We start from the raw sequence: 22,041 nt of genomic DNA, 5'->3' as shown, positions 1-22,041 counted from the left end.
AATGCACCCATGGCCACGCTGCTGATCGTTGATGATGAACCTCAGGTGCGCAAGCTCCTGGAAACGCTGTTGCACCACGAAGGCTACCAGACCGTCAGCGCGAGCAGCGGCGAAGAGGCGCTGCAGGTGGTGGCACAACAGGCGCCCGACCTGATCCTGCTGGACATCATGATGCCGGGGATGGATGGGTATGAGGTGGCCAGCCAACTGAAAAGTGACGACGCCACGGCGGGTATTCCCATCATCATGCTGTCGGCCCTCAGTGATCCTGGTGCGCGCGTCAGTGGCCTGGAGAGCGGTGCCGAAGAGTTCCTCAGCAAACCGATCGAGCGTATCGAACTGTCTTTGCGTGTGCGCAACCTGCTGCGGCTCACCGCTCACGGCGAGCGGGCGGATAACCTACGCCAAGCCCTGCAACCTGACGTCGACCGTCGGGACCTGGAAACCGCCCTGCGCCAGGCCGTGGAACGCAATGAATTCATCGTGCATTACCAGCCAAAAGTCGAGCTTGCGACGGGTCAGCTTTGTGCGCTCGAGGCCCTGCTGCGCTGGGACCGACCGGGTCATGGCGCCGTTTCCCCCGCGGTGTTCGTACCGGTATTGGAGAGCCTCGGCCTGATCGTGCCGGTAGGACGCTGGGTGATCGAAGCCGTTTGCCAGCAGATTGCCGCCTGGCAACGCAGTGCCATTGGCGCCGTGGAGGTGTCGGTCAACGTTTCCGGCCATCAACTCATAGAAGGCGATCTGATTGCCGATATCGCACGTATCCTCGTGCAAACCGGCGTCGAGCCGCACTGGCTGGAAGTGGAGCTGACCGAAGGCTCATTGATGGAAAACACCCAGCACACCATCTTCAGCCTGCAACGCTTGCATGACATGGGCGTGAAAATCTCTATCGACGACTTCGGCACCGGCTATTCAAGCCTGGCGTACCTGCGGCGTTTTCCCATCGACACGCTGAAGATCGACATCGCGTTTATCCGCGAAGTCACCAGCAACCCCCAGGATGCCGCAATCACCCGCACCATCATTGAACTGGCCCACAGCCTTAACCTGCGGGTGGTCGCCGAAGGCGTAGAAACCCAGGCGCAATTGGCGTTCCTGAAAGCTGCCGGCTGCGATCAGATCCAAGGCTACCTGTTCAGCCGGCCATTGCCGGTGGCAACCCTGGAGCGGCTACTGTTGGAGCGTTCAGAGACTCCGTGAAATCTCCTCGCGCAGGCACTCGATCAATCCACGGTGAGTGGCGCTCAGGTGCTCGGCACCGCTGATCAACGCGAGTTCCGAAGACGGGACTGGCGCAAGCTCGGTGCAGATGCGGTGGCTGGGCAACACCGCGCTTTTCGGCAGGATACTGACACCCAAGCCCGATGTGACCGCCGCCTGGATCCCGGTGAGGCTGTGGCTGCCAAACGCCACGCGCCAACTGCGCCGGGCCTTGTCCAAGGTACGAATGGCGCGCTGGCGGTAGATGCAGCCTTGGGGAAACAGCGCCAGGGGCAAGGTGTCGAGTTGCATATCCTGGCCCTGGCCGCACACCCACACCAAGGGCTCCGGCCAGCTGGCGTGGCACTCACCGCTGCCGGCTTCGCGCTTGACCAGGGCGATGTCGATTTCTCCGCTGTCCAGTTGCCGACGCAGGTCGGTGCTCATGCCGCTGACCGTCTCCAGTCGCGCCTCGGGGCGGGCGCGTACGAACCCCGAAAGCATCGACGCCATACGCGTCGCGTCGAAATCCTCGGGCACGCCCAGGCGCACCGGCACTACGCTGGCCTCAGTGTCCAAGGCATCGCGGGCTTCGCGGGACAGGTTCAACAGGCGGCGCGCGTAATGGGTCAGCAGTTCGCCGTGTTCGGTGGCACTGACTTGCTGGCCCGAACGGTCGCGCACCAGCAACACCTGGCCGACGCTTTCTTCCAGCTTGCGAATCTGCTGGCTGACCGTGGACTGGGTGCGGTGCACGCGCTCGGCGGCCCGGGTGAAGCTGCCTTCATCGACCACGCAGACCAGGGTATGCAAGAGTTCCAGATCAAACATGGCGGCGGCCTTCTTATCGATAATTCAACTGTGATGCAGAGGTTAATTTAATTTCCTACTAAGAGCCAGGTTTCCTATGCTGCATCGACCACCCACTTTCCTGCAGGTGCCCCATGCCGCTCAAACACTCCCCTCGCCCGCTGTGGCTGACCTTTGATTGCTACGGCACTTTGATCCAATGGGATGAAGGCCTGCGTGCCGCTGTCGACCGCATCCTAGATCAAAAAGGCGAGCATCAGGTCGATAGAGAAACGTTGATCAGCGTGTACGACCATCACGAACATGCCCTGGAGCAAACCCCACCGCACCGCAGCTTCCGCACCCTGGCGGGGCTGAGCCTGCAACTCGCGCTCAAGGAGCTGGGCTTGCCTGCCAATGACCAGGATGGCGCAATCCTCACCGACAGCATCAGCGCCATGCCACCGTTTCCCGAGGTGGTGGATACGCTCAAGCAGTTGAAGGCCCTGGGCTACAAACTGTGCATCGTTTCCAACACCGACGATGACGTGATCGCCGGCAATGTGGCGCAACTGGGTGGCCACATCGACCGGGTGATCACCGCCCAGCAAGCCGGTGCCTACAAGCCCAATCGACGCCTGTTCGACTACGCCCATGAACAACTGGGCGTGAACCTCGACGAGGTGGTGCACATCTGCGCCAGCCCGCACCTGGATCACGCCGCCGCGCGAGATATCGGTTTTCGCTGCGTATGGATCGACCGTGGCACCGGTCGCCAATTGCTGGCCGACTACACACCCGACGCGATCCTGCCAACCCTCGACGGCGTTCCCGAACTGTTCAAGTCCTTAGGATGGTGAGCCATGGCCCATACCTTCACGCCCTCCTCCCTTGGCCCACGCGCCGGGCGCTTGAATCTCGATAGCCTGGCCGCCATCGACGCCCGCGTAGAACTCGCGGCTTGCCTGCAATTGGCGGCGCTGCATGGCATGGAAGAAGGCATCTGCAATCACTTCTCGGCGACGGTGCCGGGGCATGACGATGTGTTCTTCGTCAACCCGTTCGGCTACGCCTTCGAGGAAATCACCGCCTCTCATCTGTTGGTGTGTGATTTCCACGGCAACGTGATAGACGGCGACGGCACGCCGGAAGCCACGGCGTTCTACATCCACGCCCAGTTGCATCAACAGCAGCCGCGCATCAAGGCGGCGTTCCATACCCATATGCCCAATGCCACGGCGTTGTGCCTGTTGCAAGGCTCGCCCTTGTTGTGGCTGGGGCAGACGGCGCTGAAGTTTTATGGGCGCACGGCGGTGGATGAGGATTACAACGGCCTGGCGCTGGATAAGCGTGAAGGTCAGCGTATCGCTGCGGCGTTGGGCGACGCCGACATTCTGTTTCTGAAGAATCATGGAGTGATGGTGGCTGCGCCGAACATCGCCGAAGCCTGGGATGACCTGTACTACCTGGAGCGGGCGGCCGAGGTGCAGTTGAAAGCCATGGCCAGCGGGCAGCCGCTCAAGCCGATTGACCCGGCGGTGGCGCAATTGGCGTATGAGCAGATGCGTGAAGGCGACCCGGCGAGTGCGCGGGCGCATCTGGACAGTGCGATGCGGCGGTTGAAGCAGCGCGGTTCATCGTTCGATCAATAAAAAATGGGGGCCTGGGCCCCCACGCTTTTGGTTACTGCGCGTTGGCCTTGGCCGCATCATTGATGATCGCCACCACCCGCGCCGGGTTCGACACCATCACCACGTGGGAAGCCCCCTTCACGTCCACGGTTTCCTTGGAACCCGCCCGGTCAGCCATGAATTTAAGCGCGGCCTCGGGAATATTTTTGTCCGCTGAACCGTATATGAAGTAGGACGGCACGGTTTTCCAGGCCGGGTCACCCGACGGTTCCTTCAGCGCGGCTTCGGTGATCGGGCGTTGGCCCGCCGCCATCAACTGGGCTTCCTTGGGCGCCACGTCGGCGGCGAACTGGCTGTTGAACTTGTCTTGCTGGATGTACAGGTCGGTCACGCCGTCCTTGGAGATCACGGGTTTATCCAGGGTCGGGCCGAGTGTGCCGCCAGGGTAGCGGCCGGACAGCTCAAACGCGGTCTCGCCTTTTTCCGGGGCGAATGCGGCGACGTAGACCAGCGCCTTGACCTTGTTGCTGCCGTGCACGGCGTTGGAGATCACCGAGCCGCCGTAGGAATGGCCGACCAGGATCACCGGGCCTTGGGTGTGCTCGACGATATCGGCCACATAGTCCGAGTCAGTCTTGACGCTGCGCAGCGGGTTGGCCACGGCGACCACCGGGTAGCCTTCGGCCTTGAGCCCGGCGATCACGCCGTTCCAGCTGGAGGCGTCGGCAAACGCGCCATGCACCAGTACCACGGTGGCTTTCTGTGGGGCAGCGAAGCTGGTGGTGGCGACACCGAAGGCAAGTGCGCCGGTGATCAGGGCGGCGGCGACGCGGGAGAACTTGAAGGTTTTCATGAACGTTTGCTCCGTGGGGTTGGGCGCTCAAGGCGTTGAACGTGAGGCCATGATGCCGAAACGTGTTTTACAAATGGAGGCTAATAGTCGACGATATGGCGCAGATCGTCTAAACAGATCGTTTATTGAACTCAGGTGATTCATGGATCGTTTGTCCACACTGCTGGTGCACTTCGGCATCGATGCCGAGACCTTTCATAGTGGGCCGCTGCACGGCGCCCTCGACACCCGCGATCTGCAGCAGCGCGGCCGGGTCTACCTGCTCAAGGACGGCCAGGCCAGCCTGGAAATGCCCGACGGCACCCTGCGCATTCCCGAGCCCAGTTTGGTGCTGGTGCCGCGCCCCCTGCCCCATCGGCTGGTGGCGGCCAAAGCCGATCGCGCCCAGGTGGTAGCGGCTTCGCTGCGTTTTGATGGAGGGATCGATAACCCGTTGTCCGTGGCGTTGACCGACACCATCGTGATGCCGCTCCAGCAGATTCCGATGATCGCCGGCACGCTGGAGTGGCTGTTCGATGAAGCCTTCGCCGAACACTGTGGACGCGAGGCGGTAATGAACCGGCTGTTCGAGTTGATGGTGATTCAGTTCCTGCGCCACATGATGGCCTATCACAGCATGACCACCGGCATGATGTCGGGCCTGGCGGACCTGCGCCTGGCGCGGGCCATGACCCTGCTGCACAACTACCCCGAACGCCCGTGGACTGTGCAGGAAATGGCGGTAGAGTCGAACATGTCCCGGGCCAGTTTCGCTGCGCACTTCCATAAAGTGGTGGGCCAAACGCCGGCCGACTATGTGCTGAGCTGGCGTGTGAGCCTGGCGCAGAAACGTCTGCGTGAAGGTCGGCCCATCGCCCTGATCGCCGATGAAGTCGGTTATGAAAGCCCTTCGGCGCTGGCCCGTGCGTTCCGGCGCAAGATCGGCACCAGCCCGCGGGAATGGCTGCAGTTGCAGGCGCCGCTACGGGTCCAGCACGCCGCCGCTGTAGCTGTCGGATAACCGTGTGCCGGTGAACTTGGCGACCACCGAGCCTTGCGCCACCAGGCGTTCACGGTGGCGGGTGACCATGCGTCCGGCCTGGGCGGCGTACAGGGTCACTTCGGAAGCCGGGTCACCGGGGCGGCCGATAATGCGCGCGAAACGCTGGCCTTCTTCCAGGTCGTCGCCCAAGCTCTTTTCGAACACCAGCACACCAGCGCAGGGTGCTAGGACGGTTTCCATGCAGCCCATGTCGACCACGTCGCCTTGCCATTCGGCAATGTTGGCCACCTCGTCGATCACGCCATTGATGCACAACCACGCCCACAGCCCATCGGCGTCCTGTTGCGCCAGGGCATCGCTGACGTCCGCCTGCCCGCGCAGTTCAATGGTTGCCGCCAGTTGCGGCGAAGCGTGGTTGATGAGCGTTTCTTCAAAGGAACCATCGCCACCTTCATCCCAGACAATCACCAGGTCCACCCTCAAGGCCGCCGCCAGTGCCAGGCCTTGCTCGGGCCAGAAGCTGCGGTGGATGTAGAGATAAGGCAGCGCCTCGTCGTCGGTGTGCAGGTCCAGTATCAGGTCGGCATCGGCGGCCAGTTGCACCAGGCGTTTCTGCCATTGCGCCAGGTTGCTCGCCGGGTGCTCCATGGCCAGCGAACAATCGAAGGCACGGTTGAAGTTCTGCCCGGTGGCTTCGTGAAAGCGACCGAGCACGCGGCCCTGGCGGAACTGGCCGATACCAAAGGGATTGGCTTGGGGCACCACCGTGACCGTGCCCTTGAGTCGGCCCTGCTCGGCGCACGCCTGCAAGCGCGGTAGCAGTTGATGCAGCACCAGCATCCCGGCGATTTCGTCGGCGTGCACACCGGCCTGCAGGTGCACCTTCGGCCCACTGCCGTCGCCGTCGAAACGCCAGGCGCCGATGTGCAGCACATTGCCGGAATCGCCGGTGACCTGCCACGAAAGGTCTTTTGCCATGCCTTGCCCTCCTCTGATCAATTAATCGGTAGAGATTGAACACATGTTCAACTAACCTGAGCGCTGTGCTGTTCCATTCAAGGCCTGCCCATGACCCCCGAGCTGCCCAAACTGCGCCGTGCCGACCCCGACGAACGCCGGGACCTGCTGATTGCTGCCACCCTCACCTGCCTGGCCCGCGATGGGCATGCGGGGATTTCCGTGCGCCGTATCGCTTCCGAGGCCGGGGTGTCGGTGGGGTTGCTCAACCACCATTTCGGCAGCATCGATGCACTGATCGCCGAGACTTACCACAAGCTGGCCAACGAGCTGACCAGTGCCCTCTGGGCGCACGTGGAACAGGCCGAAGGCCCTGCTGCGCGCCTGGATGCATTCCTCAGCGCCTCATTCTCGCCCCGGGTCATGGACCCCGATCTGCTCGGCGTGTGGGTAGTGTTCTGGAGCCTGATCCGCCATTCGCCCCACGTGAACCAGTCCCACGAAAACAGCTACCACGCCTACCTGGCATTGATCCAACAACTGCTGGACGATCTGGCCCGCAGTGAAAACCTGGTGATCCACGACAGCCACCTGGCCGCCATCGGCTTATCGGCGATGCTCGACGGACTCTGGCTTGAGGGCTGCCTCAACCCCGGCACCTTCAGCCCCGCCAACGGGCTGCACATCTGCCGCTGCTGGGTACAAGGGTTGCGTCACGGCGCATTCGGCGCCGACCACGTCCTGTGACACCGGATGCCGCGCGCTGAGCATGGCCAGGGTGCCGCTGATGGCAATCAACACGGCGCCGATGATCAGCGAGCCATCCATCAACGTGCCCCACACCAGGCTCGACAGGAGGAACGCCCAGATCAGCCCGGTGTATTCAAACGGCGCGAGTAAGGTCGCGGTGGCGCGGCGAAAGCTGGCAAACAGCAGGAATTGCCCGATGCCGCCGACCAAGCCGGCCGCCAACATGCCCAGCCAGGCCGGCGTGGGCGCCGGTGTGTGAGTCCAGGGCAAGGTCACGCCCATGCACAGCACAAACACGACGTTGGTGATGAGCATTTGTTCCAACACCGAACTGCTCGGGTCGACCTGGCGCAACTGGATATAGGTAAACGCCCAGCACAGCGCCGCGCCCAAGGTCAGGGCGATGGGCCACGGGTCGAGCATATGCGTGGGACGGCACGCAATAACCACCCCGACAAACCCGATGATCAATGCGATCCACTGTCCACGGCTGGCGCGCTCCTTGAGGATCAGCGCGGCCAACAGCGTGACCATGATCGGCGCAGAGAAATACAGCGTGGTCATTTCCGCCAGGCTCAGGTCCTTGGCCGCGGTGTAATACAGCAACCACGCGAGCAACGACAACAGCCCGCGAATGATCAGCAAGCGCCGGCTGACCGACGTCCAGGCGCTGCGTACCAGGCCCATGCGCCCGGCGATCAAGCACGCGACCACCACCACCAGGCTGCGCCAGAACAGGATGGTGAACACCGAGTAATCGGCCACCAGCCACTTGACCACCGCGTCCTGCAACGCCAGGAACAAATAGGCCAGCGAACACAGGGCAATCCCTTGCAACGAACGGTCCTGTTTCATCCGGCCGACCTGCGCAGCGGCGTACCGCGCCGTTCGGCGATGGCGTAGACCCCTTCGATGAGGAAGGTCAGGCACAGGTAGACCGCCGCCACCAGCAGCAGCGGCTGGTAGATCTGCAAGGTCTGCGCGCGGACCACGTTGGCCGCGCCCAACAGGTCGACCACGGCAATGGTCGAGGCCAGCGCGGTGGACTTGAGCAACATCACCGTCTCCCCCGCCAGCGTTGGCAACAGCAAGCGCATCGCCCGTGGCAAACGCACGCGCAACAGGGCCTGGCGTGGCGTCATGCCGAATGCCGAGGCGGCTTCCATTTCGCCCTTGGGCACCGCCAGCAGGCCGCCGCGAATCACTTCGCCGACGTAGGCACCCACCGACAACACCAGGGCAAACACGATGTACCAGTAACCGTCACGCAGGTACGGCCACAGAAAGCTGCCGCGAATCATCGGAAACTGCGCAAACAGGCTGCCCAGCCCGTAGTAGAAAATGTAGATCTGGATCAGCAGCGGCGTGCCGCGCAGCACACTGGTGTAGGCCAGCGCGCCACGGGCCAGCCATTTGCGCCGCGACAAACGCGCCAGCGCCACCAGCACCGCCAGCGCGAAACCCAACACTGCCGAGATCACCAGCAGCGACAAGGTGGTCTGCAAGCCTTTGGCGATCAGGCTGGCGTAATAACTTATCCATTCAGGCATGGCCCGCTCACTCGACAACCGGCATCCAGCGACGGATACGTCGCTCCAGGCGCCCGGACAGGTAGTTGGAGGCCAGCGTCACCAGGTAATACAAGGCGGCGGCCGTGAGGTAGAACAGCAGGTACTGACGAGTCGAGCCCGCCGCCTGCTTGGCGGTGTACAGCAACTCGTTGGTGCCGACCACGCTGATCAAGGCGCTGTCCTTGATCAGGTTGATCCACAGGTTGGACATACCGGCCAGGGCGAACGGCGCCATGATCGGCAAGGTCACCCGGCGGAACAGGCCAAACCCGCTCAAGCCAAACGCCCGAGCCGCTTCGATCTGGCCGTGGGGAATCGCCAGGATTGCCGCGCGGAAAATCTCCGAAGCGTACGCGCCCTGCACCAGGCCCAACACCAGGATCGCGACCAGCGGGCCGCTGATGTTCATCTGCTCGAAGCCCATCCCCAGCATCAGCGCGTTGAGGCCCATGGAGCCGGCGTAATACAGCAGCAGGATCAACAGCAGTTCCGGCACCGCACGAAACACCGTGGTGTAGCCGCGCATCAGCAGCGCAATCGGCCGTGGCGCACTGAGCTTGGCGCAGGCCACCACCAGGCCGATCAACAAACCCACCGCAAACGAACCGGCGGAGATTTGCAGGGTCATCCATAACCCTTTGAGCAACGCATTGCCCCACCCTTGTTCGCCGAAGCTTAGGAGGTCGAGCATTATTCGGTCTTCTGGGCGACGTGTTGATAGGGGCTGTCGCAGGTCTTGCTGACAAACGCCGGGGTGTCACCGCGCTTGCACGGGCTGACCGACAGGCCGAAATAGTGCTGCGACAGGTCGTCGTAGTCCTTGCTCACCAGCAATTCACCGATGGCCTTATCCAGCCGCGCCTTGAGCGCCGTGTCTTCCTTGCGCAGGCCGGCGCCGACACCTCGGCCGATGATCGGGTCGTAAGGCACGCTGGCGATGTGCGCCAGGCCGCTGGCTTCCGGGGTCTTGACCATCATGGCGATGGCGGTGTCGTCGGCCATCATGTAGTCGATACGCCCGGCGATCAGGTCGGCGTTGGCCGATTCCTGGGTGTCGTAGTACTTCAGGTCCGCGATGTTTTCGTAGTACTTCTTCAGGTAGTTGGCGCTGACGGTGGAGATCTGCACGCCGATCAACTTGCCCTTTAGGCCCGCCGGGGAGATTTCGACTTCGCTGCCTTTGGGCCCGGCGACGCCCAGCAGGGAATCGTAGTAGGCGCGGCTGAAAGCGATCTGTTTTTCACGCTCATCGGTCACCGACATCGATGAAAAAATCACGTCGATTTTCTTCGCCAGCAACGAGGGAATAATGCCGTCCCACGCCACCTCCTTGATCTGGCACTCGGCTTTCATGCCTTCGCAGAGCTTGTGGATCAGGTCCACTTCAAAGCCGGACCACTGGCCGTTGCCGCCTTTAACGGTGAACGGCGGATAGGGCTCCGCAGCGACCGCAAACACGATGGGTTTTTCCGCCGCCTGGGTGAAACCTGCAGCCAACATCAAAACAGCACTGCTCAACCACGTTGCCATACGCTTGGATTTCATGATTTTGCCCCGTCTTTTTATGGAGTTAGCGAGTTTGATGCGCGTTGACGAACTGTCGGCAACGTTCACTGCGTGGGTCGATAAACACCGCATCCGGCGAGCCGGTTTCTTCGATCATGCCTTGGTGCAGGAACGCCACTTTCGACGACACATCCCGGGCGAAGGCCATTTCATGGGTGACCAGGATCATGGTGCGACCTTCCTCGGCCAGGGAGCGGATCACCCGCAGCACTTCGCCCACCAGTTCCGGGTCGAGGGCCGAGGTGGGTTCGTCGAACAGCATGACTTTGGGACGCATGGCCAACGCGCGGGCAATCGCCACCCGTTGCTGTTGGCCGCCGGAGAGGAACGCCGGGTATTCGTTGCGCTTGGCGGCCAGGCCGACGCGGTCGAGCAAGGCTTCGGCGCGCTCGATGGCCTCGGCACGGCTTTCGCGCAGGACCTGGGTGGGGGCTTCGATAAGGTTTTCCAGGACCGTGCGGTGTGGCCACAGGTTGAAGTTCTGGAAGACCATGCCCAGGGTCGAGCGGATACGTACCAGCTGTTTGGCATCTGCGACCAGAGGCGCGCCGGGCCGACCGTAGTTGAGCTTGATGCTTTCGCCGTCCACATGGATGCTGCCCTGGTCCGGCACTTCGAGCATGTTGATGCAGCGCAGCAAGGTACTTTTGCCCGAGCCGCTGGCGCCGATCAGCGAGATCACGTCGCCTTCGTGGGCCGTGAGGGAAATGCCCTTGAGCACTTCGATATTGCCGAAGCGCTTGTGCAGGTCGATGACCTCGATCATCTTTTTGGCTGGGGCTGGCTGCACCACTTCGATCCTGAGCGTCGCCGCACTTCGCGGTTCACCGGCCAGCTTGGCGACAAATTGCACGATGCGTCGGCAGGCTTCACTCAGGCGCTCTTCACCCAGGGTGAACGACAAGCGCACGAACCCTTGGGCCGGCTCGCCAAAGGCGGCGGCGTCGAGTACCGAAACCCCGGCTTCCCGAAACAGGCGCCAGGCAAAGTCGAGGGAGCCCAGGCCGGTGCCGCGCACATCCACCAGCACAAACATCCCAGCTTGCGGCGCCTGCACCTGGATGCCAGGGCACGCACTCAGCCCCCTCACCACCAGGTCGCGTCGGCGCCGATAAATCTCGCGCATGCCCTGGGTGACCTCGTCATGGGCCAGCACGGCGGCAGTCGCGGCTTCCATCACGAAGCCCGGCAGCCCGTAGAGCATGCTGAGCACCAGGGTCTCGGCGTGGGCGACCATCTGCGGCGTGGCGATGATCCAGCCGATGCGCCAGCCGGTCATGGCATGGGACTTGGACAGGCTGCCAATCACCACGCAACGCTCGGCCATGCCCGGCAACGCCGCGAGGCTGTGGTACTCACCGTCGAACACCAGGCTTTCATAGACCTCATCGACCACCACCCACAGGTCGTGGGCAATCGCCAGGTCGGCAATGGCTTGCAGCTCGTGCGGGTTGAGCACCACGCCGGTGGGGTTGTTCGGGTTGGAGAAGAAAATTGCCCGCGTACGCGGTGTGATGGCTGCGCCGAGCAACTGGGCATCCAGGCGAAAGCCGGACTCCGGCGAACAGGGCACACGGACCAGTGTCGCGCCGCTGGCCTTGAGCGTGGCCTCGTAGGTGACGTACATCGGGTCGAGCACCAGCACTTCATCGCCGGCCTGCAGCAGGCACAGGGAGGTCACGAACAATGCGTTCTGTGCACCGGCCACAGTGATGACGTTGTCGGCGTTCAATGGACGGCCCAGGGTCTGGCTGTAGCGTGCCGCGATGGCCTCGCGCAATGCCGGGCGGCCGGGAATTTCAGTGTAGTGGGTGTCACCTTCGCGCAAGGCACTTATGGCCGTGTCGGTAATGAAGGAAGGCGTGGCAAAGTCTGGATCGCCAACGCTGAGGATGATGATGTCTTCGCCCTGGCTGGCCGCCTGGAACGCGGCGTGGTGGATGTCCCAGGCGGCTACGCCCTGCCCTGCAATTCGTTCGACGAAGGGGGAAAACCGCATGCCAGAGCCTCTCGTTCAAGAAGAAACAGCGCGAACCCGTTACGTGACAAACGGGTGGATGCGGTCAACATAGTTCAAACTGAACAGTCGTTCAATGGGTAAATCCACGGCCGTGTCGTTTATGCTCCAAAGAGGTCGTTGTGGTGATTTTCGTCGGTTTACAGTTGGCTCATCAGGCCGCAGCGATAGTCTTGCAGTTCGCCGGCTGAGCCGAGGTTCAGCTCGCTCAGCGTGACATGGGTACTCAGCAACACGAAATTGCCATCGGCGCGCGCTGCCATCAGCAGGCTGTACTGGCTCATCGAGTCGCCCTGGGCGTCTACGTAATCACGCAACACCGCCAGCGGGTCACGCAGCTCGGCCTCGGCTGCCGACAGCAGTCGGGCGCTGTAGGTGTGTCCCATCAGTTGCACCGGCAGCATCCGCCATTGCTCATCCAGCGCTTGCTGACTGAGGGCGATGTAGACGTCCGGGCGCAGGCAGGCGATATGCACGTGCAACTGGTTCTGGGAGCGACCATAGCGAGAGTTGATCGCCACCGACACGAACTGATCGTCAATCGGTTTTTTCAAGCCGTCAGACAACACCCGGCGATGTTGCCAGGCCTGGGTGAAGTAATGCGGCAGCAGCTCGCGGCCAAGGGCCGGGTCTTCAATACCGGTGACCTTGTCCGCCGGCATCAGCAGGTTGTGCAGCGGGCCGTTGCGGTCTTTGTACAGGACGTAGCCGCGGTCCAGGTCCACCGCCAGGCAGGGGTCGGGCTTGAGCTGCTGTTGCTGGTGGGGCACACATTGCTGGCTGACGGTCTGCCACAAGGCATCCGGGTTGCCCCGCCACTTCCAGGCCCCCACGAGCACTAACCCACAGAGCAAACCACCAGCGATCGTGAATACGGAACCGCGTTTCATGCAAAACCTCGACGTACAGGGATGTTGTGTGTGTTGCTGGCGACATCCCTGTCGCAGGGTTAACGCTTGGGCGGGGCCATAAATTCCGGGCCGATCGGATCTTTTATCGTGTTGGCCAGGATACGGTCTATATGCGTCAGGTCTTCGGGCGTCAGGTGCCAGCCGAAGGCTTCTTCGTAGCCCTTCAACTGCTCCGCCCGCCGGGCACCCCACAGGGCGATGGTCGGGCCTTGATCAAGCACCCAGCGCAGGGCCAAGGCCAGCACCGATTTACCGTGGCACTCGCGGGCATACATATCCAGTGCCGCTACGGCGGCCAGGTAGTGTTCAAAACGCGGCGCCTTGAACTTGGGGTCAAGCGTGCGCACATCATCGCCGGCAAAGCGCGTGGCTGAATGCATGCTGCCGCTGAGCAACCCTCGACACAGTGGACCGTAGGCCAACACCACCAGCGAATGCTGTTTGGCATAGGGCAGGATGTCGCTGTCGATGGCCCGTTCGAACAGGTTATAGGGCGGCTGCACCGTGGCCAGCGCAGTGTGCTGGCTGAAATCGTCCATCTGCGCGGAAGAATAGTTACTCACGCCGACCGCGAGGATCTTGCCTTCCCGGCGCAGGCGTTCCAGCTCATCGGCGGTTTCTTCCTGGGCCACCAGCGGGTCGGGCCAGTGGATCTGGTACAGGTCGATGTAGTCAGTTTGCAGGCGCACCAGGGAGTCTTCGACTTCCTTGCGGATGCGCTGGGCCGTGGCGTTGCGCCGGGGGGTGCCGGTGTCCCATTGCAGCCCGGCCTTGGTCGCGATCACCGCGCTGTGGCGCACGCCACGCAGGGCTTTGCCGATCAGTTCTTCGGACAGGCCAAAGCCGTACACCGGCGCGGTGTCGATCAGGTTGATACCGATTGCCAGGGCATGGCGCAGGGTGCGGATGGCCTGTTCATTGTCCGCCCCACCCCACAGGTGCCCGCCCATGGACCAGGTGCCGAGGGCAATCCGCGAGACCGCTTGGTCGATGCCGGCAATTCTGATGGTCTCAACGTGCATAAAAAAATCCCGTGGCGCGCAATAATGCTTAGAAAAACAATTACTCTAAGTCATCCACGGTTGAATCGGGCTCAACGCCGCATGCAGCCGAATTCCTGCTCAAGAGACTTGAAATGGCTGCTTTCAACCGTTCCGAATTGGCTGATCTCAACGTGTTCATGGCGATCATCCGCCGCCGCAGCTTCCGCCACGCTGCCCATGAGCTGGGCGTCACCACGTCAGCGTTGAGCCATACGATGCGCAATCTGGAAACCCGCCTGGGCGTGAAGTTGCTCTACCGCACCAGTCGCGCGGTGGAACCCACCGATGCTGGCACGCTGCTTGCGGAAAAACTCATCCAGGGGTTTGCCACCATCAAGGACGGCCTCGACACCCTGGAACTGTACCGCGAGGCACCGATCGGCCGGCTGCGCCTGAATGTGCCACGGGACGCGGCGGTCTTGCTGTTGGCGCCGATTCTGGGGGATTTTTGCGCCGCCTACCCGCAACTGCGCCTGGACCTGATCGTGCAGGACCAGATGATCGATATCATCGCCGAAGGTTACGACGCGGGCATCCGTTACGGCGCCACGGTGCCCCAGGACATGGTCGCCGTGCCGCTGACCGGCGAACTGCGCTGGATCATGGTCGCCTCCCCCGCCTATCTTGCTCTAAGCGGAACGCCGCAGGTGCCCAAAGACCTGCTGCAACACAGTTGCATCCGCATGTACCTGGGGGACAAGACCACCTATAAATGGGAATTGGGCAACGGCGCACGGCAACAACGCATCGACGTGCCCGGCCACTTCAGCGCGGCCGACACCGAGACCATCGTCAATGCCGCGCTGCAAGGGGTGGGGATTGCCTACTGCCTGTCCAACCGCGTGGAACTGGAACTCAAGGAGGGGCGCCTGCTGGAAGTCATGCCCGACTGGGCCTGCATGGGCGAGCCGTTGTGCATGTATTACCCCAGCCGTCGCCAGTCACAGCCGGGGTTGCGGCAATTGATGGATATGATCCGGATGAAAACCATTGGCTCACACATGATCGGGTGAGGTTCAGTCCTGGTTTTCGGTATTGCCCACATCCGCCGCTTCATCCAGATCGTTGAGCGGCACTTCTGCATCGTCCATCAATGAACCGGGGTCTTCATTACCGGGATCGTTGAGTTCATCGTCGAGTTCTTTGGACATGACCGTCTCCTCTAACCGCCTTGGGTGTCGATATCGGCATCGGTTTCAGGCTTGGGCTCAGGCTTGGGCTTGAAGTCTGGACTGTAGTCGTTTTCCTTGGCCTTGGGATCTTTTGCTGGCACCGGATCTTTGGGCGCATCGGCACCGGTGGCGGGTTGTTTGTCTGTGCTCATGGCTTACCTCTCGGAAAATGTCGCCTGGGTAGAGTTAAGGTCATGCCCGGGGTGATGAAGTTCCATCGGCTTACGACCCTGGATTGTCGACCTGGATGTAGAACGCATAAGTGGCGAGCAGTACCCAGAACACCATGAACAGCCACGGCGCGCGCATGGAGAACAGCAGCGACTTGCGGTAGCCCTTGTGCGACGACTCCATCTCGGAAAACAGCGGCGATTCGTCGTACGCCATGCCCATCACCGGCTCGCTGCGCAACAGCTCGCTTTGCTTAAAGTGCCAGTGATCGATGATGTCATACGCCGCGCGGATCCCTGGCCAGGCGTTGAGGGAGCTGAGGATGCCCAGCGCCGCGAGGAAGATCGGCACCACCACGGTGAACAACTTGCCCCACTCGGGGTTGAGGTTGCCCATGCCCGACACAAAGGCGATCACCAGGAACGACTGCGCGGTGAGGTAGGCGTCAGTGCGGTTGGCGAGGATGGTGGTTTCGTACTGGATTTCGCGCCGGTAAAAGTCGAGGCGGTCCTTGGGCGAACCGAAGATCTTGGCGTTGTGCTCGCTGTGATCGGGCAGGCTCGATTCCGGGGTTTGCGGTGAGATGATTCTGGGCACGGCGGTGCTCCATGCAGGTTCGTGTGCCGTTAGAAGAATCGGGGGTGGGTGAAGTTCAAGTTTGTTCATGCACCAAATCGGAGCATGGGTAGCCCCATGAATGGGAGCGCCGGCCCGTTTGAATAGGCCCCTGCCCAACAAATGGAGGGTTTGCGGTATTCCGGCACAAGCATTGCTTTATCCATTCATCTGCCCGGATACAGGAGCATTGGTTACCCCCCGACCCAGAGCCGACCCCATAAGAAAGTAAGGACCAGGCCCATTGGCACCCACCGCCACGGGCTCATAAAAAATGCGTTTTTTGAAACGGCAGTGCCACCTCTGTTCCTCTCGGCACTGACAAGGTACTGGAATGGCTCGATCTTTCTTTGATGAAATGAATGACGCAAACGGCGTATGCCGTGCGCATTACCAGGATTTTTCCCGCTGGCTGGCGAATACGCCGCCGGAACTGCTGGCCCAGCGTCGCCGTGAAGCCGATTTGCTGTTCCACCGCGCCGGGATCACCTTCACACTGTATGGCGACGAGCAAGACACCGAGCGCCTGATCCCCTTCGACATCATCCCGCGCAGCATCCCCGCCAGTGAGTGGAGCGTGATCGAACGCGGCTGTATCCAGCGCGTCAACGCGCTGAACATGTTCCTCGCCGACATCTACCACGACCAGCGCATCATCAAGGCCGGGATCATTCCAGCGGAGCAGGTGCTGGGCAACGAGGGTTACCAGAAAGCCATGGTCGGCCTGGACCTGCACCGCGACATCTATTCGCACATTTCCGGCGTGGACCTGGTGCGCGACGGTGACGGCACCTACTACGTGCTTGAAGACAACCTGCGCACCCCCAGCGGCGTGAGCTACATGCTCGAAGACCGCAAGATGATGATGCGCCTCTTCCCCGAGGTGTTCGCCAAGCAACGTATCGCGCCGGTGGACCACTACCCCAACCTGCTGCTCAAGACCCTGAAAAGCTCAAGCCGCCTGGACAACCCTAACGTGGTGGTGCTGACGCCAGGCCGCTTCAACAGCGCGTTCTTTGAACATGCGTTCCTGGCCCGTGAAATGGGCGTTGAGTTGGTAGAGGGCGCGGACCTGTTCGTGCAGGACCTCAAGGTGTTCATGCGCACCACCGACGGCCCCAAGCCGGTAGATGTGATCTACCGGCGTATCGACGACGCTTTCCTCGACCCCAAGGCCTTCAACCCGGAGTCGATGCTCGGGGTTCCCGGCCTGGTCGCCGCCTATTGCGCCGGCAATGTGGTGCTGGCCAACGCGATTGGCACCGGCGTAGCCGACGACAAATCGATCTACCCCTATGTGCCGGAAATGATCCGTTTCTACCTGGATGAAGAACCGGTGTTACAGAACGTACCGACTTTCCAGTGCCGCAAGCCGGATGAACTGTCCCACGTGCTGGCCAACCTGCCGGAACTGGTGGTCAAGGAAACCCAGGGCTCCGGCGGCTACGGCATGCTGGTCGGTCCGGCCTCCAGCGCCGCCGAGATCGAGGATTTCCGCCAACGCATCAAGGCCAGGCCCCACGCCTACATCGCCCAGCCGACCCTGAGCCTGTCCACCTGCCCGACCTTTGTCGAAAACGGCATCGCCCCACGGCATATCGACCTGCGGCCCTTTGTACTCTCAGGCAAGGAAACCCGCCTGGTGCCCGGTGGCCTCACCCGCGTGGCGCTGAAGGAAGGCTCGTTGATCGTCAATTCGTCGCAAGGCGGCGGAACCAAGGACACCTGGGTGGTGGAGGGCTGAGTATGTTGAGTAGAACCGCCGCAGATTTGTACTGGATGTCCCGTTACCTGGAACGCGCCGAGAACCTGGCGCGCATGCTCGAAGTCAGTTATTCCCTGTCGTTGATGCCCCAGGCCGGGCGCAGTGACGGGCTGGATGAGCTGGCCATGTCGTTGCTCAGCAGCGGCACCCTCGACAGCTACCTGGAACGTCATAAACAGCTAGACGCCGAGCGCATGCTGCACTTTTTTGCCCTCGACGAAGAAAACCCCGCGAGCATCTACAACTGCCTGCGCGCCGCTCGCGGCAATGCCCATGCGGTACGCGGGCGCATCACCGCCGACATGTGGGAAAACCTCAACGCCACCTGGCTCGAAATGCGCAGCATCGCCGCCGGCGGCTTGGCGCGGCATGGCATCAGCCATTTCTGTGACTGGGTCAAGCAGCGTTCGCACCTGTTCCGGGGAGCGACGTCGGGGACGATCATGCGCAATGACGCCTACCGGTTTATCCGCCTCGGCACCTTTGTCGAGCGCGCCGACAACACTCTGCGCCTGCTGGATGCACGCTACGAGATGTTTGGCGAGGAGTCGGAAGAAGTCAGCGACTTGTCGGCACGCGGCTATTACCAGTGGAGCGCCCTGCTCCGCGCGTTATCGTCGTTCGAGGCGTATACCGAGCTTTACCCGAACGCCTTGAATGCGCGTTCCGTGTCCGAGTTGCTGTTGTTGCGCAGTGATGTGCCGCGTTCGTTGCATGCCTGTATCGAGGAATTGAGCCATATCCTGGCCGACCTGCCGGGCAGTTATGGGCGCACGGCACAGCGTTTGGCCGCTGAGTTTGAAGCGCGACTGAGGTATACCGGGATCGATGAGATTCTTGAGGAGGGACTGCACGCCCGTCTAACGGACTTTATCGACACCGTGCGCGAGTTGGCACGGGCGATTCACAGCTCGTACCTGGAGATGGTCTAAGTGCGTTCAGGTCACTTATCTGTAAGTTAGGGTGATTGACCCTGTTTGGATACCGCTCTTATGTTGGGCAGGTGAAATGCCTTCCCACCATAAGAACAGGTACAGAACATGTCCGAACTCACGCTCAACCCTGCGGCTGCACACACCCTGCAACGCTGGCACGCCATGTTGGCCACTCGTGACCTCAAGGCCCTGCCCGAACTGTTGGCGCCCGACGCCGTCTTCCGCTCGCCTATGGCTCATACGCCCTACCCCGGCGCGCCGGTGGTGTCGATGATCCTCAATACGGTGATCAACGTCTTCGAAGACTTCACCTATCACCGTGAACTCGCCACCGGCGATGGCCTGAGTGTGGTACTGGAATTCAGCGCGCGTGTGGGCGACAAGCAGCTCAAGGGCATCGACCTGATCCGCTTCAACGAGCAAGGGCAGATCATCGAGTTTGAAGTGATGATCCGCCCGTTGAGCGGGCTGCAAGCCCTGGGCGAGGAAATGGGCCGCCGCCTGGCGCCTTACCTGGCCAAGGCCAAAGGCTGATTACTGGTTTTTCACCAGCACCGGCTCGGCGCTGTATTGCGCCGGAAACAGCTTTTTCAGTTGCGCCACTTTCGGCAGGTCGTTGATCACGATGTAGGGGTAAGACGGGTTCTCGGTGAGGAAGTCCTGATGGTAGGACTCCGCCGGGAAGAACGCCTTACCCATTTCGATCTGGGTGACGATGGGTTTGTCGAAGGATTTAGCGGCATCCAACTGGGCGATGTAGGCCTGGGCGACTTTTTGCTGCTCGGCGTTCTGCGCGAAGATTGCAGATCGGTATTGGGTCCCGGTGTCCGGCCCCTGGCGGTTGAGTTCGGTGGGGTTGTGGGCGACCGAGAAGTAGATCTGCAGCAGTTTGCCGTAGCTGACTTTACTCGGGTCGTAGGTGACGGACACGGACTCGGCGTGGCCGGTGTCGCCTTCACTGACGGCCTCATATTGCGCGGTACCCGCCGCCCCACCGTCGTAGCCGGACACGGCGTTTTTCACCCCTTGCACGTGCTGGAATACCCCCTGTACACCCCAGAAGCAGCCGCCGGCGAACACGGCGGTTTGCAGGTTGCCTGAGGTTGCAGGCAGGTCCAGGGCCGGTGGCGCGATGACGACGGCATCGTCGGAGGCGCCGAAGGAGAAGGCTGAGCTTTGGCCGACGAAGGCAGCGAAAGCCAGTGCGGGCAGCAGTTTGAAAATTTTCATCAATCTTACTCCAGTACTCGGTCTAGTGTGGGAGCTGGCTTGCCTGCGATGAGGCTGTGTCAGTTTTTACATCTGGCACTGATCCACCGCTATCGCAGGCAAGCCAGCTCCCACAGGGATTGGGTTTTCAATTCAGCCAAAGGTGAAGGCATACGCCGACACGTCGGGGTCGAGGAATTCGATGGTGAAGGTGCGGTCTTGCACGGCGCCCGGCTGGCGCACAAGCTGATACAAACGCTGTTCGGTGACGGTGCCGCTGCCATCCGGGGCCACGTCGGTGCCATGGGCGTCGGCTGGGGCCTGGCCATCGATCGTGACTTTGAAGCGCACCGGTTTTCCATCGGCGCCAGGACCCAGCACCAGATGCAGGTCGCGGGCGTGGAAGCGGTAGACGATGCGCCCGCCGGCCTGGTCGAGGGTGGCTTGCTGACCACCGACGTTCCATTGGCCTTCCAGGGTCCAGTTGTTCAGGGCCAGGGGGCCGGATTTGACGAAGTTCTCGGCACGCTGGGCGCCCAGGTAGGTTTCCGGCGACTGCACTTCGTTCATGTCCGGTGCTTGCTGCACGCCCTTGGCGTCGGCTTCGATCAAACCACCTGCAACATGCTGGGCACCGGCTTCACGCAGCAACTGCTGGATCACCCGCTCCGATTCGGCATAGTCACCCTCGCCAAAGTGGTGATAGCGGATCTGCCCCTTGGCATCGGCAAAGTAATGGGCTGGCCAGTACTGGTTGTTGAACGCGCGCCAGACCTTGTAGTTGTTGTCGATGGCCACCGGGTAGGTAATACCCAGGTCTTTCATGGCCTTGGTCACATTGTTTACGTCGCGTTCAAAGGCGAATTCCGGCGCATGCACGCCAATCACCACCAGGCCCTGGTCGCGGTACTTGTCGGCCCAGGCTTTCACGTAGGGCAAGGTGCGCAGGCAGTTGATGCAGGAGTAGGTCCAGAAATCCACCAGCACCACCTTGCCCTTGAGTGCTTCGGCGCTCAGTGGCGGGCTGTTGAGCCATTGCACGGCGCCGTCCAGGGACGGCAGCGCACCTTCGATGGGCAGTGCGTCGCTGTGATTGGCGGCGGCCATCATTGCGCCCCCCGCCATCATCGCCCCACCCTTTTGTTCCGGTTTGGCGCTGAACCTGTCCACCAGGCGCTGCTCCAGGCCACCGGTGGACGCAGTCGATAGCCGCGACAGCACGCCGGTGTCCAGGCCCAGCGCAATGGCGGCCACCCCGGCCAGCATCAACGCACCCAGGCCTCGGCGCAGCCATTCACCGGCACCCAGGGACTTTTTCATGAAACCAAAGACTTTACCGCCGACCAACAAGGCCAGCGCGAGGGAGGTGGCAGCCCCGGCGGCGTAAGCCAGCAAGAGCAAGGTAGTGCCGATGCTGGCGCCCTGCAGTGCAGCGCCGGTGAGGACCAGTCCCAGGATCGGCCCGGCGCACGGTGCCCACAGCAACCCCGTGGCGACGCCGATCAGGAACGAGGCGCCCGGACGCGGCCTGGCGTCGGCCCCGGCGGCTTGCGACAAGCGACTGCCGGCGGCCACCAGCGGACGTGTCAGACGTTCCGACAGTTGCGGCAACAACAGCGTTAAGCCGAACAGCGCAACGCACAGCAACGCGAGCCAGCGACCGTATTGATTGACTTGCACCACCCAGCCGCCGCCCACCGCCGCGAGCGTTGCCACCAGGGCGAATGTCACCGCCATCCCCGCTAACAGCGGCAAGCCACTGCGCAAAAACGGCTGCCCGGTGCGAGCGAAGACAAAAGGCAGAACAGGCAGGATGCACGGGCTGACGATTGTCAGCACGCCGCCCAGGTACGCGAGAACCAGAAGCCACATGGCAGGGAACCTTGTAAGAGAAAGAC

The 22,041-nt window shown here is 61.9% G+C and carries 23 protein-coding genes and 1 pseudogene; 9 read left to right on the top strand and 15 right to left on the bottom strand.

Going from position 1 to position 22,041, the window contains the following annotated elements; genetic code table 11:
- Positions 1-9: 9 nt before the first annotated feature.
- Positions 10-1,206, top strand: a complete 1,197-nt coding sequence (locus tag HX793_RS09815; protein WP_177096259.1) for an EAL domain-containing response regulator — start codon at positions 10-12, stop codon at positions 1,204-1,206.
- On the opposite strand, the gene HX793_RS09810 is transcribed toward HX793_RS09815, so the two are convergent.
- Positions 1,192-2,037, bottom strand: a complete 846-nt coding sequence (locus tag HX793_RS09810; protein WP_016975697.1) for a LysR family transcriptional regulator — start codon at positions 2,035-2,037, stop codon at positions 1,192-1,194. The genes HX793_RS09815 and HX793_RS09810 overlap by 15 nt on opposite strands.
- Positions 2,038-2,150: 113 nt before the next feature.
- Between HX793_RS09810 and HX793_RS09805 the strand changes: the two genes are divergently transcribed.
- Positions 2,151-2,855: a haloacid dehalogenase type II gene (locus tag HX793_RS09805; RefSeq protein WP_016975696.1), complete on the top strand. Its 705-nt coding sequence runs from the start codon at positions 2,151-2,153 to the stop codon at positions 2,853-2,855.
- Positions 2,856-2,858: 3 nt separating this feature from the next.
- Positions 2,859-3,647, top strand: a complete 789-nt coding sequence (locus HX793_RS09800; protein WP_177096261.1) for an aldolase — start codon at positions 2,859-2,861, stop codon at positions 3,645-3,647.
- 31 nt (positions 3,648-3,678) lie between these two features.
- On the opposite strand, the gene HX793_RS09795 is transcribed toward HX793_RS09800, so the two are convergent.
- Positions 3,679-4,479 carry an alpha/beta fold hydrolase gene (locus HX793_RS09795; protein ID WP_177096263.1) on the bottom strand — a complete coding sequence of 267 codons (801 nt, stop codon included), beginning with the start codon at positions 4,477-4,479 and terminating at the stop codon, positions 3,679-3,681.
- 142 nt (positions 4,480-4,621) lie between these two features.
- Here HX793_RS09795 and HX793_RS09790 point away from each other — a divergent pair, with 142 nt between their 5' ends.
- Positions 4,622-5,479, top strand: a complete 858-nt coding sequence (locus HX793_RS09790; RefSeq protein WP_177096265.1) for an AraC family transcriptional regulator — start codon at positions 4,622-4,624, stop codon at positions 5,477-5,479.
- Here the strand turns inward: HX793_RS09790 and HX793_RS09785 are convergent.
- Positions 5,441-6,439 carry a M14 family metallopeptidase gene (locus tag HX793_RS09785; RefSeq protein WP_177096267.1) on the bottom strand — a complete coding sequence of 333 codons (999 nt, stop codon included), beginning with the start codon at positions 6,437-6,439 and terminating at the stop codon, positions 5,441-5,443. The genes HX793_RS09790 and HX793_RS09785 overlap by 39 nt on opposite strands.
- 90 nt (positions 6,440-6,529) lie before the next feature.
- Here HX793_RS09785 and HX793_RS31235 point away from each other — a divergent pair.
- Positions 6,530-7,069: pseudogene (locus HX793_RS31235) on the top strand (TetR/AcrR family transcriptional regulator); the annotation flags it as partial.
- On the opposite strand, the gene HX793_RS09780 reads toward HX793_RS31235, so the two are convergent.
- The 7 genes from HX793_RS09780 to HX793_RS09750 all read right to left on the bottom strand — a co-directional run bounded on the left by HX793_RS09780 (position 7,025) and on the right by HX793_RS09750 (position 14,255).
- On the bottom strand, positions 7,025-8,023 hold the full coding sequence (locus tag HX793_RS09780; RefSeq protein ID WP_016975690.1) for a DMT family transporter: 999 nt from the start codon (positions 8,021-8,023) through the stop codon (positions 7,025-7,027). The pseudogene HX793_RS31235 and the gene HX793_RS09780 overlap by 45 nt on opposite strands.
- Positions 8,020-8,718, bottom strand: coding sequence for an ABC transporter permease (locus tag HX793_RS09775; RefSeq protein WP_016975689.1), 699 nt, complete (start codon positions 8,716-8,718; stop codon positions 8,020-8,022). Before HX793_RS09775 ends, HX793_RS09780 begins: the two co-directional genes overlap by 4 nt.
- Positions 8,719-8,725: 7 nt before the next feature.
- Positions 8,726-9,430, bottom strand: a complete 705-nt coding sequence (locus HX793_RS09770) for an ABC transporter permease (RefSeq protein ID WP_177049493.1) — start codon at positions 9,428-9,430, stop codon at positions 8,726-8,728.
- On the bottom strand, positions 9,430-10,284 hold the full coding sequence (locus HX793_RS09765) for a transporter substrate-binding domain-containing protein (RefSeq protein ID WP_038850534.1): 855 nt from the start codon (positions 10,282-10,284) through the stop codon (positions 9,430-9,432). Before HX793_RS09765 ends, HX793_RS09770 begins: the two co-directional genes overlap by 1 nt.
- Before the next feature lie 25 nt (positions 10,285-10,309).
- A complete protein-coding gene (locus tag HX793_RS31540) occupies positions 10,310-12,304 on the bottom strand; it encodes an aminotransferase class I/II-fold pyridoxal phosphate-dependent enzyme (RefSeq protein ID WP_177049491.1) in 1,995 nt (664 codons plus the stop codon).
- Between the two features lie 158 nt (positions 12,305-12,462).
- Positions 12,463-13,212 (bottom strand): CDP-diacylglycerol diphosphatase, encoded by a 750-nt coding sequence (locus HX793_RS09755; protein ID WP_177049489.1) that lies wholly within the window; start codon positions 13,210-13,212, stop codon positions 12,463-12,465.
- Between the two features lie 59 nt (positions 13,213-13,271).
- The gene (locus HX793_RS09750) at positions 13,272-14,255 is read right to left on the bottom strand and encodes an aldo/keto reductase (RefSeq protein ID WP_177049487.1); all 984 of its coding nucleotides are present in this window, start codon (positions 14,253-14,255) and stop codon (positions 13,272-13,274) included.
- Between the two features lie 113 nt (positions 14,256-14,368).
- On the opposite strand from HX793_RS09750, the gene HX793_RS09745 reads away from it, so the two are divergent.
- Positions 14,369-15,289 carry a LysR family transcriptional regulator gene (locus HX793_RS09745; RefSeq protein WP_177096269.1) on the top strand — a complete coding sequence of 307 codons (921 nt, stop codon included), beginning with the start codon at positions 14,369-14,371 and terminating at the stop codon, positions 15,287-15,289.
- 3 nt (positions 15,290-15,292) lie between these two features.
- Here HX793_RS09745 and HX793_RS31220 read toward each other — a convergent pair whose 3' ends face one another.
- From HX793_RS31220 to HX793_RS09735, 3 genes are all read right to left on the bottom strand, one after another.
- Complete coding sequence (locus tag HX793_RS31220) at positions 15,293-15,427, bottom strand: hypothetical protein (protein WP_014718417.1); 135 nt, start codon at positions 15,425-15,427, stop codon at positions 15,293-15,295.
- A gap of 11 nt (positions 15,428-15,438) precedes the next feature.
- Positions 15,439-15,600: a hypothetical protein gene (locus HX793_RS09740; RefSeq protein WP_010210501.1), complete on the bottom strand. Its 162-nt coding sequence runs from the start codon at positions 15,598-15,600 to the stop codon at positions 15,439-15,441.
- Between the two features lie 70 nt (positions 15,601-15,670).
- Positions 15,671-16,216 carry a hypothetical protein gene (locus HX793_RS09735; protein ID WP_016975682.1) on the bottom strand — a complete coding sequence of 182 codons (546 nt, stop codon included), beginning with the start codon at positions 16,214-16,216 and terminating at the stop codon, positions 15,671-15,673.
- A gap of 352 nt (positions 16,217-16,568) precedes the next feature.
- On the opposite strand from HX793_RS09735, the gene HX793_RS09730 reads away from it, so the two are divergent.
- The 3 genes from HX793_RS09730 to HX793_RS09720 all read left to right on the top strand — a co-directional run bounded on the left by HX793_RS09730 (position 16,569) and on the right by HX793_RS09720 (position 19,468).
- Complete coding sequence (locus HX793_RS09730) at positions 16,569-17,978, top strand: circularly permuted type 2 ATP-grasp protein (protein WP_177096271.1); 1,410 nt, start codon at positions 16,569-16,571, stop codon at positions 17,976-17,978.
- A 2-nt stretch (positions 17,979-17,980) separates the two neighbouring features.
- On the top strand, positions 17,981-18,931 hold the full coding sequence (locus HX793_RS09725; RefSeq protein WP_016975680.1) for an alpha-E domain-containing protein: 951 nt from the start codon (positions 17,981-17,983) through the stop codon (positions 18,929-18,931).
- 108 nt (positions 18,932-19,039) lie between these two features.
- The gene (locus HX793_RS09720; protein WP_016975679.1) at positions 19,040-19,468 is read left to right on the top strand and encodes a nuclear transport factor 2 family protein; all 429 of its coding nucleotides are present in this window, start codon (positions 19,040-19,042) and stop codon (positions 19,466-19,468) included.
- On the opposite strand, the gene msrA is transcribed toward HX793_RS09720, so the two are convergent.
- Positions 19,469-20,164 carry a peptide-methionine (S)-S-oxide reductase MsrA gene (gene msrA / locus HX793_RS09715; RefSeq protein WP_177096273.1) on the bottom strand — a complete coding sequence of 232 codons (696 nt, stop codon included), beginning with the start codon at positions 20,162-20,164 and terminating at the stop codon, positions 19,469-19,471.
- A 132-nt stretch (positions 20,165-20,296) separates the two neighbouring features.
- On the bottom strand, positions 20,297-22,015 hold the full coding sequence (locus HX793_RS09710) for a cytochrome c biogenesis protein DipZ (RefSeq protein WP_177062401.1): 1,719 nt from the start codon (positions 22,013-22,015) through the stop codon (positions 20,297-20,299).
- Positions 22,016-22,041: the final 26 nt, after the last annotated feature.

This window comes from Pseudomonas reactans, from assembly GCF_013387025.1.
GTDB lineage: Bacteria > Pseudomonadota > Gammaproteobacteria > Pseudomonadales > Pseudomonadaceae > Aquipseudomonas > Aquipseudomonas reactans.
The sequence above is the reverse complement of the archived record's forward strand: the minus strand, read 5'-3'. Positions and strand labels throughout refer to the sequence as shown.

Excerpts from the sequence above, each read along its gene's own strand:
- HX793_RS09815 (WP_177096259.1), top strand. The coding sequence starts at position 10 with ATGGCCACGCTGCTGATCGTTGATGATGAACCTCAGGTGCGCAAGCTC.
- HX793_RS09810 (WP_016975697.1), bottom strand. The coding sequence starts at position 2,037 with ATGTTTGATCTGGAACTCTTGCATACCCTGGTCTGCGTGGTCGATGAA.
- HX793_RS09805 (WP_016975696.1), top strand. The coding sequence starts at position 2,151 with ATGCCGCTCAAACACTCCCCTCGCCCGCTGTGGCTGACCTTTGATTGC.
- HX793_RS09800 (WP_177096261.1), top strand. The coding sequence starts at position 2,859 with ATGGCCCATACCTTCACGCCCTCCTCCCTTGGCCCACGCGCCGGGCGC.
- HX793_RS09795 (WP_177096263.1), bottom strand. The coding sequence starts at position 4,479 with ATGAAAACCTTCAAGTTCTCCCGCGTCGCCGCCGCCCTGATCACCGGC.
- HX793_RS09790 (WP_177096265.1), top strand. The coding sequence starts at position 4,622 with ATGGATCGTTTGTCCACACTGCTGGTGCACTTCGGCATCGATGCCGAG.
- HX793_RS09785 (WP_177096267.1), bottom strand. The coding sequence starts at position 6,439 with ATGGCAAAAGACCTTTCGTGGCAGGTCACCGGCGATTCCGGCAATGTG.
- HX793_RS09780 (WP_016975690.1), bottom strand. The coding sequence starts at position 8,023 with ATGAAACAGGACCGTTCGTTGCAAGGGATTGCCCTGTGTTCGCTGGCC.
- HX793_RS09775 (WP_016975689.1), bottom strand. The coding sequence starts at position 8,718 with ATGCCTGAATGGATAAGTTATTACGCCAGCCTGATCGCCAAAGGCTTG.
- HX793_RS09770 (WP_177049493.1), bottom strand. The coding sequence starts at position 9,430 with ATGCTCGACCTCCTAAGCTTCGGCGAACAAGGGTGGGGCAATGCGTTG.
- HX793_RS09765 (WP_038850534.1), bottom strand. The coding sequence starts at position 10,284 with ATGAAATCCAAGCGTATGGCAACGTGGTTGAGCAGTGCTGTTTTGATG.
- HX793_RS31540 (WP_177049491.1), bottom strand. The coding sequence starts at position 12,304 with ATGCGGTTTTCCCCCTTCGTCGAACGAATTGCAGGGCAGGGCGTAGCC.
- HX793_RS09755 (WP_177049489.1), bottom strand. The coding sequence starts at position 13,212 with ATGAAACGCGGTTCCGTATTCACGATCGCTGGTGGTTTGCTCTGTGGG.
- HX793_RS09750 (WP_177049487.1), bottom strand. The coding sequence starts at position 14,255 with ATGCACGTTGAGACCATCAGAATTGCCGGCATCGACCAAGCGGTCTCG.
- HX793_RS09745 (WP_177096269.1), top strand. The coding sequence starts at position 14,369 with ATGGCTGCTTTCAACCGTTCCGAATTGGCTGATCTCAACGTGTTCATG.
- HX793_RS31220 (WP_014718417.1), bottom strand. The coding sequence starts at position 15,427 with ATGTCCAAAGAACTCGACGATGAACTCAACGATCCCGGTAATGAAGAC.
- HX793_RS09740 (WP_010210501.1), bottom strand. The coding sequence starts at position 15,600 with ATGAGCACAGACAAACAACCCGCCACCGGTGCCGATGCGCCCAAAGAT.
- HX793_RS09730 (WP_177096271.1), top strand. The coding sequence starts at position 16,569 with ATGGCTCGATCTTTCTTTGATGAAATGAATGACGCAAACGGCGTATGC.
- HX793_RS09725 (WP_016975680.1), top strand. The coding sequence starts at position 17,981 with ATGTTGAGTAGAACCGCCGCAGATTTGTACTGGATGTCCCGTTACCTG.
- HX793_RS09720 (WP_016975679.1), top strand. The coding sequence starts at position 19,040 with ATGTCCGAACTCACGCTCAACCCTGCGGCTGCACACACCCTGCAACGC.
- msrA (WP_177096273.1), bottom strand. The coding sequence starts at position 20,164 with ATGAAAATTTTCAAACTGCTGCCCGCACTGGCTTTCGCTGCCTTCGTC.
- HX793_RS09710 (WP_177062401.1), bottom strand. The coding sequence starts at position 22,015 with ATGTGGCTTCTGGTTCTCGCGTACCTGGGCGGCGTGCTGACAATCGTC.